The organism is Stenotrophomonas sp. STEN018 (assembly GCF_056760235.1).
This window is the reverse complement of sequence record NZ_JBRREK010000011.1, coordinates 88,067-101,988: the sequence shown is the minus strand read 5'-3', so window position 1 is coordinate 101,988 and position 13,922 is coordinate 88,067. Positions and strand designations below refer to the sequence as shown.

Here is a 13,922-nt window from a genome sequence, read left to right as displayed (position 1 = left end):
CCCCCCCCTCCCCCCGCCCCCCCCCCCCCCCCCCCCCCCCCCCCCCCCCCCCCCCCCCCCCCCCCCCCCCCCCCCCCCCCCCCCCCCCCCCCCCCCCCCCCCCCCCCCCCACTACAGGGCCTTCCCGCCAAGCCCCCGCAGGGCAGGGTTCAGTGTTACAGGAAGCCTTGCTCCGCTTCCCGTAAAATGGGCGCATGGATGTCTCCCACTTGCTCGACGGGCTGAACGCAGCCCAGCGCGAGGCCGTTTCCGCGCCTCTTGGTCACCACCTGATTCTTGCCGGCGCCGGTTCCGGCAAGACGCGCGTGCTTATCCATCGCATCGCCTGGCTCACCGAAGTCTGCGGCGTGCCTGCGCATGGCATTTTCGCGGTCACCTTCACCAACAAGGCGGCCGGCGAAATGCGCCACCGCATCGACCTGCAGCTGAGCAAGGGCAGCCGCGGCATGTGGATCGGCACCTTCCACGGTCTGGCCCATCGCCTGCTGCGCCTGCACTGGGGCGATGCGAAGTTGCCCGAAGCCTTCCAGGTGATGGATTCGGACGACCAGCTGCGCATGATCAAGCGCGTGGTGCAGCAGCTGGAGCTGGATGACAGCAAGTACCCGCCCAAGCAGGTGATGTGGTGGATCAACACGCAGAAGGATGAAGGCCGCCGCCCGCAGCACATCCAGCCCGAACCGCATGACCAGTGGGGCGAAACCCTGCGCCAGGCCTATGCGGCCTACCAGGAGCGCTGTGACCGTGCCGGTCTGGTCGACTTCGCCGAGCTGCTGCTGCGCGCGCACGAACTGCTGCGCGACAATCCGGCGCTGCTTTCGCATTACCGGGCCCGCTTCCGCGAGATCCTGGTTGACGAGTTCCAGGACACCAACGCCATCCAGTACGCCTTCGTGCGCGTGCTGGCCGGCGATAGCGCGCATGTATTCGTGGTCGGTGACGATGACCAGGCCATCTACGGCTGGCGCGGTGCCAAGGTCGAGAACGTGCAGCGCTTCCTCAAGGATTTCCCGGGCGCGCAGACCATCCGCCTGGAGCAGAACTACCGCTCCACCGCCAATATCCTCGGTGCCGCCAATGCGGTGATCGCGCACAACCCGGACCGCATCGGCAAGGAGTTGTGGACCGATAGCGGCGACGGCGATCCGATTGATCTGTTTGCCGCGTACAACGAAATGGACGAGGCGCGTTACCTGGTCGAGCGTGCGCGGCAGTGGGTGCGTGATGGCGGCAGCTATGGCGACGTCGCCGTGCTCTACCGCAGCAACGCGCAGTCGCGTGCCTTCGAAGAAGCCCTGCTCAGCGAGCAGGTGCCGTACCGCGTATACGGCGGCATGCGCTTCTTCGAACGTGCTGAAATCAAGGACGCGCTGGCCTACCTGCGTTTGATGACCAATCGTAATGACGATGCAGCATTCGAGCGCGCGGTGAATACGCCGACGCGTGGCATCGGCGAGCGTACCCTGGACGAAGTGCGGCGCATTGCGCGGCAGCAGGCCATCCCGTTGTGGGAAGCCTCGATGCTGGCCACGCAGGGCACCGATCTGACCTCGCGTGCAAAGAATGCATTGACCGGCTTCATCAATTTGGTGAGCCAGCTGACCGGCGAAACCGGCGAGATGGATCTGTCCGAGCGCATCGATCACGTGCTGTCGCGTTCGGCACTGCGCGAGCATTGGGGCAAGGAAAGCCGCAACGCGCTGGATTCGGAATCGCGCACCGACAACCTCGACGAATTGATCTCGGTGGCCTCACGCTTCGTGCGTCGCGAAGACGATATCGAAGAAGGCGCCGAGGATATGAGCGAGCTGGTCGCCTTCCTGTCCTACGCCTCGCTGGAGGCCGGCGAAGGCCAGGCACAGGCGGGAGAGGAGGGCGTGCAGCTGATGACGCTGCACTCGGCCAAGGGTCTGGAATTCCCGCTGGTATTTCTGGCCGGCATGGAAGAAGGCTTGTTCCCGAGCGCGCGTTCGCTGGAGGAAAGTGGTCGGCTGGAAGAGGAGCGTCGTCTGGCCTACGTTGGTATCACCCGTGCCCGCCAGAAGCTGGTGCTGGGCTATGCCGAATCGCGCCGCATCCATGGCCAGGACAACTACAGCCTGCCTTCACGCTTCCTGCGCGAGATCCCGCGCGAGCTGCTCAACGAAGTTCGCCCCAAGGTACAGGTCTCGCGCCCGGCCTCGCTTGGTGCCAGCCGGTCGATGGGTGGCCATGCCAACATCGAAAAGCCGCCGATCAAGCTCGGTGCATTGGTCAATCATCCGAAGTTCGGCGAAGGCATGGTCACCGATTACGAGGGCAACGGCCAACACGCGCGCGTGCAGGTCGAGTTCGCTGACGCAGGTAGCAAGTGGCTGGTGATGGCGTATGCGAATTTGACGGTGATTTGATTTCATGGTGATGCATGGATGCTCCGATTCAAGTTGCAGCTGAATCATGCAGGCACTCCATCTCATATGAGATGGAGCGCTTGCATAGAATAAGATGCTCAAGCCGAACCTGAGTGGGGATGCAGGGAATGCTTCAGATTGTCGAAGGAACGATCAGTGAATGCAGGCGCTACGATGAGACGCTTGATGTTTCCAGTGCGACCGGGCTAGAGCAATTGCGGCTGATTGCTGCCGCAGATGTGATGATCAGCTTGCAGAATCACGGCATGGCAGCAGCCCTGATCGGAAATGCAATGTCACTGCCGGATAAGGTTGATATCCATTATTGGACCTTCGAGCTTGATGGCCGCGCATTCCGGGCAGCCTTCGATCCTGCACCGGCGTTAGCCAGAAGAGTGCGTGTAATTTCCAGGTTGAGGGCTGATGGCGGTTGGGATGCCTTCGCTGTTCATCTACCGTCGGCACACTGCGTGCTTGTCAATTCCTTCAGTGCGCAGGGGATTGGTGTCGAGTTGGTTTCGATGCTGCGGATCATCCTGATTTTCTCTGCGCTGCCTACTGCGGTTGTCCTCGCGTTGATAATCTGGCCTGAGCCTGAAAACGTCATGTCCTGGTTGCCTGCTTCGGCTGGCTTCTTGGTCGTGGCTTTGCTGATGTCGATCATGCTGACGCTGCTCGCGTGCCGAAGGGAGTGGGGTGCCTTCAGGCTGAATACCGAAGTGTTGCGTACTCTGGGGTTCAAAAACCCGGCGTTCACGTCTCTCGAGAAGGGAATGGTTGCTTGGTTTCGGGTGCGTGGGCGTGCTCGTCCAAAGCTGGATGGTTGTTACTTCAATGATCAGCTGTAGCAGGCCACCAGCAGTAAGCGAACGAGACGAGGTGTGTTTGCTGCTCGGGTGATAGCTCTCGACTGAGTGATGAATTGTTCTGAGTCCATCTGGAGCCGAACTCCTTTGCTCGCTGCGTTTGCGTTGGTCGCCCAGTTTTTTGCGAAGATCTGCCGAGCATGGCTCGGCACTACAGGAAAGGCGGGCTTTTGGTCTGAAAAATTACGGTGCACTCGGAGGGTGCTCTGTGCATTGGCCTTTGTGCGAAAGGCTGCCGAGCATGGCTCGGCACTACAGTTGGGTTGCGTGATTCCTCAGCTGTTCCCAGTCCAGATCGAACTTGGCGAGATACTTGCGCAGGCGATCGGCGTCGTTGGTACTGGCGCGTTGCGTGCGGGATACCGCGAACAATTCGCGGCCGGCGGCTGACAGGGTTTTTGAACGCAGGCAGACGCGCACGACTTCTTCAAGTTGCACGCGGTCGAAACGGTCAAGCTGGTTTGCTGCATCGCCCAGCAATGCCAGCAAGGGCGATGCGTCATTGCCACCGTGCCATTGCGTGCGCAGCCGATTGATTTCCTCATCGACGCCGTCGGTCTGGATGCGGCCGGCATTGGCCAGCGTCGCCATTCGAACCACGCTGGCGCCGAGGTCGCGGAAGTTGCCGCGCCATGCCGCCTCGGTGCTGGTGGCAAAGCTCAGGTAGCGACTGCGTGCCTCGGCGTTGAAGCGCACGCGTTCGTGCTGTTCGCGTGACCAGCGCTCCAGTTCGAATTCCAGGTTGGGTTCGATGTCTTCGCTGCGCTCGGCCAGGCCGGGCAGTTGGTAGGTCCACAGGTTCAGGCGCGCTAGCAGGTCTTCGCGGAAGCGGCCCTGGCGGACGTCGTGCTGCAGATCGCGGTTGGTGCCGGCGATCAGCTGGAAATCACTTTCCACTTCGCGGTCACTGCCGACCGGCAGGAAGCGCTTCTCTTCCAGTGCGCGCAGCAGCATCGCCTGTTCGTCGGCGCCCAGTTCGCCGATCTCATCGAGGAACAGCAGGCCTTGGTGGGCCGAACGCAGCAGGCCGGCACGGTCGCTGCTGGCGCCGGTATACGCCCCCTTGGTGTGGCCGAACAAGGTACTCATCGCGCCATCGCCGCGCAGGGTGGCGCAGTTCACTTCGACGAAACGACCCGGCAGCTGGTGTTTGAGCTTCTTCAGCTCGAATACGCGCTTGGCCAGCTGGCTCTTGCCTGCGCCGGTGGGGCCGGTCAGCAGCATTGGCGCGCGTGAGCGCGTCGCGACTTTCTCGATCTGCTCGATCATTCGGTTGAAGGCCGGGTTGCGGGTGGCGATGCCGCTCTTGAGCAGGTCGCGGTCATGCAGCTGTTGCTGGGCGAAGCGCTGGGCGATGTGGTCGTAGCGCGACAGATCCAGATCGATCACCGCATGGCTACCCGGGTCGCCATTGGCCTGCTTGCGCGGTGGCGAGGTCTGCAGCAGGCGGCCAGGGAAGTGGCGGCTCTCGGTCAGCAGGAACCAGCAGATCTGGGTGACGTGGGTGCCGGTGGTGATGTGGACGTAGTAGTCCTCTTCGTCCGGCTGGAAAGGGTAGGCCGCCAGGAAGTCATGCATGCGGGCGTACACGCCCTCGAACTCCCAAGGATCGATCAGGTAGGTGTCATGCAGGCGCACTTCGGTGGCTGGCGATACCAATGCCAGGTCTTCCTGTACCTGCGTGGCCAGCCGGCTGAAACGGCGCCGGTCCAGCATCAGCTCGATGCGATCGGGCTGGAAGTCCTCGTGCATGCCCAAGGCGACGGTGGGCCGCCATTTCTCCCAGCGACCGGGGCCGCTGCCCAGGTCGAGTTGGGTGCCGAGCATGCCGAAGACTACCTGTCGCTTGGACATATCAATTCCTATAAATAGCGCGCTGAAAGTATACGTAATGTCTAATATTGGGTGCGCGACACTTCCTGTGAAATTGTAAAATATCGTTATTAATCAATAAATTGACTTTATTCTCGAAAAGTTGGCACGGCCATTGCGTTGTATAGGGCCAAGAGAGAGGCGGGCAGTTCCCGCCGAGGAGTACGAAATGGCCAACGCAAACCTGTTCGCATCTTTCCGTGGCGCCCTGCTGCCGAAGGCGACGGTGCGCAACGAAGCAGGTGGATCGGCCTATGCCCGTGACCCGCGTGCGGCCTTGGCCCTGTTCGCTGCCACCGGTTGCTTGAACAGCACCTTCTACGCCAGCGCCGATGGACAGCTGGAGCAGGTGCAGGCGCTGTGCAACGAGGTCGATGCCGGCTTCATCGCCCGCACTGCTGCTTATGCCCACGGCGTGGCGCATATGAAGGACGTGCCGGCGCTGCTGTTGGCGATGCTGAGCGTGCGTGATGGCGAGGCATTTGCCGCTGCCTTCCCGCATGTGATCGACAACGGCCGCATGCTGCGCACCTTCGTGCAGATCATGCGCAGCGGTCGGGTGGGTCGCCGTTCGCTGGGCTCGTTGCCGAAGCGCCTGCTGCGGCAGTGGCTGGAGCAGGCTTCGCCGAAAGCGATCATCCGTGCGGCGATCGGCAACCAGCCCTCGCTGGCCGATGTGATCCGCATGGTCCACCCCAAGCCGCAGGATGCCGCGCGTGAGGCGCTGTATGCCTGGGTGATCGGGCGGCCGTACGACGAGGCGCTGTTGCCGGCAGAACTGCGTGCCTATGAGGCATTCAAGCGCGATCCGCGCGGAATGCTGCCGGACCTGCCATTCCAGTACTACAGCGCGCTGGCATTGGATGCCGCGCAGTGGTCGGTACTGGCACGCAACTCGTCCTGGCAGCAGCTGCGGATGAACTTGAACACCTTTGCCCGTCATGGTGTGTTCGAGGACGAATCCATGGTTGCCGAAGTGGCAGCGAAGCTGCGTGATCCGCAGCAGATCGCCCGTTCGCGGGTGCTGCCTTACCAGTTGCTGATGGCATACCACGCCGGCGCGGCACTGCCGCGTCCGATCCTGGACGCGCTGCAGGACGCGATGGAAGTGGCGACCGCTTCGGTGCCGGCATTGCAGGGCAAGGTGGTGGTTGCGGTGGATGTGTCCGGTTCGATGCAGTGGCCGGTGACCGGTTATCGCAAGGGAGCAAGCTCGGCGGCGCGTTGCGTCGACGTGGCGGCCTTGATCGCGGCCTGCGTGTTGCGCGGTCACCCGCAGGCGCAGGTGTTGCCGTTCGATACCGAGGTGCATCCGCAGCAGTTGAACCCGCGTGACAGCGTGATGACTTTGGCGCGGCAGCTGGCGATCAATGGTGGCGGCACCTCGGTAAGTGCCCCGCTGGCTTACCTCAACAGCAAGCGGGCACAGGTGGATCTGCTGGTGTTGGTGTCCGACAACGAAAGCTGGCGTGACACCCGCGGCAACCGTGAGACCGCAACCATGCGTGAGTGGGCCGCGCTGAAGGCGCGTTGCCCGCAGGCGCAGCTGGCCTGCATCGACCTGCAGCCGGTGTCCAGCAGCCAGACGGTTGAGCGCGAAGACGTGCTGCATATAGGCGGCTTCAGCGACGCGGTGTTCGAGCTGCTGGCCAATGCCAGCCTGCCGCCGGCACAGCGTCCGCGTTGGGTGGAGCGGATTGCGGCAATGGAACTGTAAGGGCGATACGGATATCGCCGATGTGATGCCTGGCCGGCAATGGGGCCGGCCGGGCCTGGAGAATTGTTTTCATGGGAGAAGGCGGATGCCGGCCTGACTACATTGGTTGTTCACTCCGGTTCGAATCCGGAGGGTCAGTCCAACCCTTGCCGTTTGCTCCCACCTCTTATGTCGGCGTGTACGAATGCCGATGGAACTACAGCCTTTCACGCTCCAGGTCGCGGGTTCGATCCCCGCTCGATGCCGCAATGCATCGGTAGCTCAGTGGTTAGAGCAGGATCGCCGCCTTGCCCTCGTGGCAAAGCGGTGAAACGTTCCATCATCCTTGTCGTATAAGCCGGCACCCTATTCGCATTACTTCGTGCTTCGGCATGAAAAAGTTTCAACGTCGGCACGCACGAATGCCGAAGGAACTACAGCCCCTTAAGCTCCGGGTCGCGGGTTCGAATCCCGCCCGCTGTGGAGACGCAGCGGTAGCTCAGTCAGGTAGAGCAGGATGTTCCTTCAAACCTCGTCGTGCAGGCCGACACCTTTTTTAGATGTTTCATGCGGTGAATGCAGGTGGAACTACAAAGGCAGCCCTGCGGGGTCGGGTTCGACTCCCGGCCGCAACGCCAGACAAGGATTTGGCGTCGCGGTCAGTTCCACCACCCTTTGTCACCGCACCTTTAGATTTGAAGATGACAGGAAAGCCATCAATGAACGACACCAATTACAACGTGATCCAGGAGCCGGGTGCGGCACCGATCAAGCTGTGGACGCGCGGCGTGCCACTGGAAGACGAAGCCCGCGAGCAGTTGAAGAACATCGCGCGTCTGCCCTTCATCCATCAATGGGTGGCGGTGATGCCCGACGTGCACCTGGGCAAGGGGGCAACCGTGGGTTCGGTAGTACCAACCATCGGCGCCATCATTCCTGCTGCGGTCGGTGTGGATATCGGCTGCGGTATGATTGCCACCCGTACCACGCTGACCGCCAGCGACCTGCCGGACAATCTGTCCGCCCTGCGCAGCGCGATTGAACGCGCAGTGCCACACGGCCGCAGCGTGACCCGTGGCAGCCGTGACAAGGGCAGCTGGGATACGCCGCCGGAGCTGGCGGTGGAAGGCTGGTCGCAGCTTGCGGCCGACTTCGCCTTGATCTGCGAGCGTCATCCAAAGCTGAAGAACACCAACAACCTCAAGCATCTGGGAACGCTGGGTACCGGCAACCACTTCGTCGAGGTGTGTCTGGATGAAGCGCAGCGCGTGTGGTTCATGCTGCACTCCGGTTCGCGTGGCGTCGGCAACGCCATCGGCACCTACTTCATCGAGCTGGCCAAGCAGGAAATGCGTCGTTGGATGATCAACCTGCCGGACCAGGATCTTGCGTATCTGCCGGAGGGCAGCGCGCACTACGGTGACTACGTGTTCGCGGTGGACTGGGCACAGCGTTTCGCCCGTATCAACCGAGAGGTGATGATGCGCAATGTGGTTGCGGCTGCGCGTACGGTGATCAGCAAGCCGTTCGAGGCCCAGACCGAGGCGGTCAACTGTCACCACAACTACGTCAACCGCGAGCACCACTTCGGCAAGGATGTGCTGGTGACGCGCAAGGGTGCCGTGAGTGCGCGCAAGGGCGAGATGGGCATCATCCCGGGCAGCATGGGCGCCAAGAGCTTCATCGTGCGCGGGCTGGGCAACGAGGACAGCTTCCACAGCTGCAGCCACGGTGCCGGCCGTGTAATGAGCCGCACCAAGGCGCGCAAGCTGATCAGCGTGGATGACCACATCAAGGCCACCGCGCACGTGGAATGCCGCAAGGACGCTGAGGTGGTGGATGAGTCACCGGCCGCCTACAAGTCGATTGAGGCGGTGATGGAGGCGCAGCGCGATCTGGTTGAGATCATGCATACCCTGCGTCAGGTGGTATGTGTGAAGGGATAGGGCAACATGGCGCTCCACTGCGGTGGGGCGCCAAAGGTAGGCAAGACAATGGAAATGATTGAGATAGATGGAACCCAGGGCGGCGGGCAACTGCTGCGCTCTGCGCTGAGCTTGAGCCTGTGCACCGGGATTGGCTTTGCCATGCAGGACATTCGCGCCAGGCGTTCACGGCCGGGACTGATGCGTCAGCATCTGACCGCGGTCAACGCCGCGGCGCGGATCAGCAGTGCTCAAGTAGAGGGCGCAGCCCTGGGCGCGACCACGCTGCGCTTCGTGCCGGGTGCTGTGCAGGCCGGTGATTATCACTTCGCCATCGGCAGTGCAGGTTCGGCGACGCTGGTATTGCAGACGGTGCTGCCTGCTTTATGGCAGGCAGCAGCGCCGTCGCGTGTGCGGCTGGAAGGCGGGACGCATAATCCGATGGCGCCGAGCGCCGACTTCATCAGCAGCTGCTATCTACCGGCATTGGCGCGGATGGGCGTGCAGGCGGAGTTGCAGTTGCATACCCCGGGCTTTCATCCGGCCGGCGGCGGCGTGCTGGAGGCCACGGTGCAAGCCTGTCCGCAGCTGCAGGCACAGGAGTTCAGCGTGCGCGGGCCCTTGCAGGCGCTGGAGGCGCAGGTGCTGGTGTCGGGACTGCCCGCCGCCATCGGCCAGCGTGAGTTGGATGCACTGGCGCGGCGGTTTGGCGTGGACGCGCATCCGCGCCATGTACGGGTGGTGCGGCCGGCCTTGGGTCCGGGCAATGTCGCCTCGATGACGGTGCGGCATGGCAATCACGTCGAGCATTTGGACAGCCACGGCGAGCGCGGGCTGGCTGCGGAGGACGTGGCTGGGCGGTTGGCCGATACCGTACAGGCCTATCTGGATGGCGGTGCCTGCGTGGGCGAGCACCTGTCCGACCAGTTGCTGCTGCCGATGGCCTTGGCCGGTGGCGGAAGCTTCACCACCTCCGCGCTCAGCGACCACCTGCGCAGCAATGCTCGGCTGATCGAGAAGTTCCTGCCGGTGGAATTCGACTGGCAGCAGCGCGGGCCGCACTGGGAGGTGCGGATAAGCGCCTGAACGGGCCGGTTTGATCTTGCGCAAGGCATGGGGGCAACATCGGGTGTGCAATGGTGTCACCACCACCCTTTCCTGCAAGGAGAACTGCCATGTACAAGCGCATCCTGATCGCCACTGATGGTTCCGAGCTTTCCGCCAAGGGCCTGGCCAAGGGGCTGGAACTGGCCGCCCAGCTGGGCGCACATGCCGACATCGTCACCGTTTCCGAGCCGTGGGCGGTGGGCATGTACGACGCCATGGGCTGGAGTGCCGGCTACGAGGCCAGCCCGGAGTACAAGAAGGACCGCGAGGACGCCGCGCAGAAGATCCTGCAGCCGGCGCTGGAGGCGGCCCATGCGGCTGATGTGGCCGACGTGCAGACCCATCATGTGCTGGACCGCTACGCCGCCGACGGCATCATCGACACCGCCAAGGCCTGCAGCAGCGACCTGGTGGTGATGACCTCGCACGGCCGCCGTGGCGTCACCCGGGTACTGCTGGGCAGCCAGACCTCCGAAGTGCTGGCGCGCAGCACAGTCCCGGTGCTGGTGATCCGCTGAGGGCTTTGAGCCCCCTCCCTTTCGCGCAGCGAAGGGGAGGGCTGGGGAGGGGGGCTTCTCGCCGTGGCCCCAAAGAAACCAGAACCCAGAATCAACAAAGCCCTCGAATCGAGGGCTTTGTCTTACCGGGTGAACGGGCGTGTTGGCCTTCGGGCTTGGTCGCCAAAAGCACCCCTCCCCAACCCTCCCCTGCGCTTCGCGCAAGGGAGGGGGTAGAAGATCACCAGCTATACAGCTTCCAATACACTGGCTTGGTGCCGTCCTTGTCGCTGTCCATGCGGCCGTCGCCATCGCGGTCGTACATGTAGAACGGGGCGCCACGGGCCGGGGTCACCTTGACCATGCGCAGGGTGCCGCCGACGCGGTATTCCTCGATGGTGTCACCGTTGTCCATCGCCTTGCGGGTGACATCCGCGCCTTTGACATCTACCGGTGGCGAGCCATCGCCGAGGGTGGCGCAGCCGGCCAGGGCCAGCAGGGGGATCAGCAGCAAGGATTTCATGGTGGTGCTTCCTTCGGTGGGAATGGTCCGATTATGCCTGTCCACATGCGACAACGGCCCGCCGCGTAGAATCAGCGCATGAGCAGATTAGTCCTTATAGACGGTTCCAGTTACCTGTACCGCGCGTTCCACGCGCTCCCGCCACTGACCAACGCCAATGGCGAGCCGACCGGCGCGCTGTTTGGCGTGGTCAACATGCTGCGTTCCACGCTGAAAGAGAAGCCGGAGTACGTCGCCTTCGTGGTCGATGCGCCGGGCAAGACCTTCCGCGACGACATGTATGCCGAGTACAAGGCCAACCGTCCGCCGATGCCCGATGACCTGCGTTCGCAGGTGCAGCCGATGTGCGACATCGTGCAGGCGCTGGGTATCGATATCCTGCGCGTCGATGGCGTGGAAGCCGATGACGTGATCGGCACGCTGGCGCTGGCCGCCGCTGCGGACGGGCTGGATGTCACCATCTCCACCGGCGACAAGGATTTTGCCCAGTTGGTGCGTCCGGGCGTGGCGCTGGTCAATACCATGACTGGCAGCCGCACCGATTCGGACGCGGCGGTGATGGAAAAGTTCGGCGTGCATGCCGAGCAGATCGTCGACTACCTGGCCTTGATGGGCGACACCGTCGACAACGTGCCAGGCGTGGAGAAGTGCGGCCCCAAGACCGCCGCCAAGTGGCTGGCCGAGTACAACGATCTGGATGGCGTGATCGCCGCCGCCCCCACCATGAAGGGCAAGATCGGCGAAAACCTGCGCGCCGCACTGCCGCGCCTGCCCTTGAACCGCGATCTGGTCACCATCCGTACCGACGTGCCGCTGGAACAGGGGCCACGCGACCTGCAACTGCGCGAGCAGGACGTGGAGTCGCTGCGCGGCCTGTACGCGCGTTACGGCTTCACCCAGGCGCTGCGTGAGTTGGGTGGGGTTGCCGCACCGGATGTTGCCAGCGAGACCAAGCCCAGCCTGCGCGGCACCGCTGCCGGCTATGCCAAGGCGGTCGATAGTGAGCCGGTAACCGGCCTTGATCCGGCGATGGCGGAAAAGGGTGAATACGAAACGGTATTCACCGGCGAACAATTGCAGGCCTGGGTGGAACGTCTGCAGGCCGCCGACGAATTTGCCTTCGACACCGAAACCGATGCGCTGGATGCGATGCGTGCCAACCTGGTCGGCATCAGCCTGGCGGTAGAGGTCGGCAAGGGCGCGTATATCCCGGTCGGCCATATCTATCCGGGTGCGCCTGCACAGTTGCCGATGCAGCAGGTGCTGGATGCGCTCAAGCCGCTGCTGGAAGACGCCGGCAAGAAGAAGCTCGGCCAGCACGGCAAGTACGATATCCATGTGCTGCGCCGCCACGGCGTCGACGTGCAGGGCTATGCCGACGACACCATGCTGGAGAGCTTCGTGCTCAATTCCACCGCCACCCGCCACGACATGGACTCGCTGGCGCAGCGTTACCTCGGCTACACCACCACCAAGTTCGAGGAAGTGGCGGGCAAGGGTGCGAAGCAGATTTCGTTCGCCCAGGTCGGCATCGACGAGGCCGGCGCCTACGCCGCCGAAGACGCCGACATCACCCTGCGCCTGCACCGCGTGCTGGGCCCGCAGCTGGCGGCGGTGCCGTCGTTGCAGAGCGTGTATCGCGATATCGAAATGCCGCTGGTGCCGGTGCTTGCGCGCATCGAAGCCAACGGTGTACGCATCGATGCGGCCGAACTGAAGCGGCAGAGCAGTGATCTGTCCGCACGCATGCTGGCCGCACAGCAGAAGGCCACCGAACTGGCCGGGCACACCTTCAATCTCGACTCGCCCAAGCAGCTGCAGGCGGTATTGTTCGACGAGCTGGGCTTGCCGGCGCTGGTGAAGACCCCCAAGGGCCAGCCCAGCACCAACGAAGAGGCGCTGGAGGCGATTGCCGAGCAGCATGAGCTGCCGCGGATAATCCTGGAGTACCGCGGGCTGGCCAAGCTGCGCAGCACCTATACCGACAAGCTGCCGGAGATGGTCAACCCGGACACCGGCCGCGTGCACACCAGCTATCACCAGTCAGGTGCGGCGACCGGGCGCTTGTCCTCGTCCGATCCCAACCTGCAGAACATCCCGGTGCGCACCGACGATGGCCGGCGCATCCGCCAAGCCTTTGTCGCACCGCCGGGGCGCAAGCTGATGGCCTGCGATTACTCGCAGATCGAGCTGCGGATCATGGCGCACCTGTCCGAAGATCCGGGTCTGGTGCGTGCGTTCGAGCAAGGCGCCGACGTGCATCGCGCCACTGCCGCCGAAGTGTTTGGTCGCGCGCTGGACGAAGTGACGCCGAACGAGCGCCGCGCGGCCAAGGCGATCAACTTCGGCCTGATGTACGGCATGAGTGCGTTTGGCCTGGCCAAGAACCTCGGTATCGACCGTGGCCAGGCGCAGGATTATGTGGCGCTGTATTTCAGCCGCTATCCGGCAGTGCGCGATTTCATGGAGCGCATGCGCGTGCAGGCACGTGAGCAGGGCTATGTGGAGACCCTGTTTGGTCGCCGCCTGTACTTGAACGACATCAACGCCCGCAACCAGGGCCTGCGTGCCGGCGCCGAGCGTGCCGCAATCAATGCACCGATGCAGGGCACCGCGGCGGACATCATCAAGCGCGCGATGGTCAGCGTGGACGGCTGGCTGCAGGGGCACAGCGACAAGGCCAAGATGATCCTGCAGGTGCACGATGAACTGGTGTTCGAGGCGGATATCGCATTCATCGATACCTTGCGTGCGGAAGTTGAGCAACGCATGGCAGCTGCCGCGAGCCTGCGTGTGCCCTTGGTGGTTGATACCGGAATCGGGGAAAATTGGGACGAAGCTCATTGATTTTCTAGTTTCTTAACTAGAAAGTTTTAGTAAATGAAACAATGCGTCGCGTTACATCGCATTTATTAAATGCCAGCGTTATTTGGCAGATGAATCTGTCCTTAATTCTTTTGAAACGGCGACAGAATCTTCACGATCCATCAAGGTTGGGAATGCTCATATAGTCCGCGACAGACGCAACGTCTGTCGCGGATCTCTC

9 protein-coding genes are annotated in these 13,922 nt (G+C 63.0%); 7 read left to right on the top strand and 2 right to left on the bottom strand.

The annotated features are described in order from the left end of the window. The first annotated feature begins 194 nt into the window (after window positions 1-194). Window positions 195-2,390 carry a DNA helicase II gene (uvrD, locus tag ACVOMB_RS06590; RefSeq protein ID WP_481530452.1) on the top strand — a complete coding sequence of 732 codons (2,196 nt, stop codon included), beginning with the start codon at window positions 195-197 and terminating at the stop codon, window positions 2,388-2,390. Between the two features lie 128 nt (window positions 2,391-2,518). Beyond that, window positions 2,519-3,238 (top strand): hypothetical protein, encoded by a 720-nt coding sequence (locus ACVOMB_RS06585; RefSeq protein WP_481530451.1) that lies wholly within the window; start codon window positions 2,519-2,521, stop codon window positions 3,236-3,238. A 270-nt stretch (window positions 3,239-3,508) separates the two neighbouring features. Here ACVOMB_RS06585 and rtcR read toward each other — a convergent pair whose 3' ends face one another. Beyond that, window positions 3,509-5,110 (bottom strand): RNA repair transcriptional activator RtcR, encoded by a 1,602-nt coding sequence (gene rtcR, locus ACVOMB_RS06580; RefSeq protein ID WP_481530450.1) that lies wholly within the window; start codon window positions 5,108-5,110, stop codon window positions 3,509-3,511. A gap of 187 nt (window positions 5,111-5,297) precedes the next feature. Here rtcR and ACVOMB_RS06575 point away from each other — a divergent pair, with 187 nt between their 5' ends. The 4 genes from ACVOMB_RS06575 to ACVOMB_RS06560 all read left to right on the top strand — a co-directional run bounded on the left by ACVOMB_RS06575 (window position 5,298) and on the right by ACVOMB_RS06560 (window position 10,374). Further along, window positions 5,298-6,845, top strand: coding sequence for a vWA domain-containing protein (locus ACVOMB_RS06575; RefSeq protein WP_481530449.1), 1,548 nt, complete (start codon window positions 5,298-5,300; stop codon window positions 6,843-6,845). 698 nt (window positions 6,846-7,543) lie between these two features. Next, window positions 7,544-8,770: an RtcB family protein gene (locus ACVOMB_RS06570; RefSeq protein ID WP_481530448.1), complete on the top strand. Its 1,227-nt coding sequence runs from the start codon at window positions 7,544-7,546 to the stop codon at window positions 8,768-8,770. A gap of 54 nt (window positions 8,771-8,824) precedes the next feature. Then, complete coding sequence (gene rtcA / locus ACVOMB_RS06565; RefSeq protein ID WP_481530447.1) at window positions 8,825-9,835, top strand: RNA 3'-terminal phosphate cyclase; 1,011 nt, start codon at window positions 8,825-8,827, stop codon at window positions 9,833-9,835. A gap of 89 nt (window positions 9,836-9,924) precedes the next feature. After that, window positions 9,925-10,374 carry a universal stress protein gene (locus tag ACVOMB_RS06560; RefSeq protein ID WP_481530446.1) on the top strand — a complete coding sequence of 150 codons (450 nt, stop codon included), beginning with the start codon at window positions 9,925-9,927 and terminating at the stop codon, window positions 10,372-10,374. Between the two features lie 220 nt (window positions 10,375-10,594). Here the strand turns inward: ACVOMB_RS06560 and ACVOMB_RS06555 are convergent, their stop codons facing one another. Further along, entirely contained in the window at window positions 10,595-10,876 is a 282-nt protein-coding gene (locus ACVOMB_RS06555; protein ID WP_481530445.1) for a DUF2782 domain-containing protein, read from the bottom strand. A gap of 78 nt (window positions 10,877-10,954) precedes the next feature. On the opposite strand from ACVOMB_RS06555, the gene polA reads away from it, so the two are divergent. Further along, window positions 10,955-13,723 carry a DNA polymerase I gene (gene polA / locus ACVOMB_RS06550; RefSeq protein WP_481530444.1) on the top strand — a complete coding sequence of 923 codons (2,769 nt, stop codon included), beginning with the start codon at window positions 10,955-10,957 and terminating at the stop codon, window positions 13,721-13,723. Window positions 13,724-13,922 lie beyond the last annotated feature (199 nt).

Bases quoted from the DNA above. Each gene is read 5' to 3' on its own strand.
- uvrD (WP_481530452.1), top strand. From the start codon at position 195: ATGGATGTCTCCCACTTGCTCGACGGGCTGAACGCAGCCCAGCGCGAG.
- ACVOMB_RS06585 (WP_481530451.1), top strand. From the start codon at position 2,519: ATGCTTCAGATTGTCGAAGGAACGATCAGTGAATGCAGGCGCTACGAT.
- rtcR (WP_481530450.1), bottom strand. From the start codon at position 5,110: ATGTCCAAGCGACAGGTAGTCTTCGGCATGCTCGGCACCCAACTCGAC.
- ACVOMB_RS06575 (WP_481530449.1), top strand. From the start codon at position 5,298: ATGGCCAACGCAAACCTGTTCGCATCTTTCCGTGGCGCCCTGCTGCCG.
- ACVOMB_RS06570 (WP_481530448.1), top strand. From the start codon at position 7,544: ATGAACGACACCAATTACAACGTGATCCAGGAGCCGGGTGCGGCACCG.
- rtcA (WP_481530447.1), top strand. From the start codon at position 8,825: ATGATTGAGATAGATGGAACCCAGGGCGGCGGGCAACTGCTGCGCTCT.
- ACVOMB_RS06560 (WP_481530446.1), top strand. From the start codon at position 9,925: ATGTACAAGCGCATCCTGATCGCCACTGATGGTTCCGAGCTTTCCGCC.
- ACVOMB_RS06555 (WP_481530445.1), bottom strand. From the start codon at position 10,876: ATGAAATCCTTGCTGCTGATCCCCCTGCTGGCCCTGGCCGGCTGCGCC.
- polA (WP_481530444.1), top strand. From the start codon at position 10,955: ATGAGCAGATTAGTCCTTATAGACGGTTCCAGTTACCTGTACCGCGCG.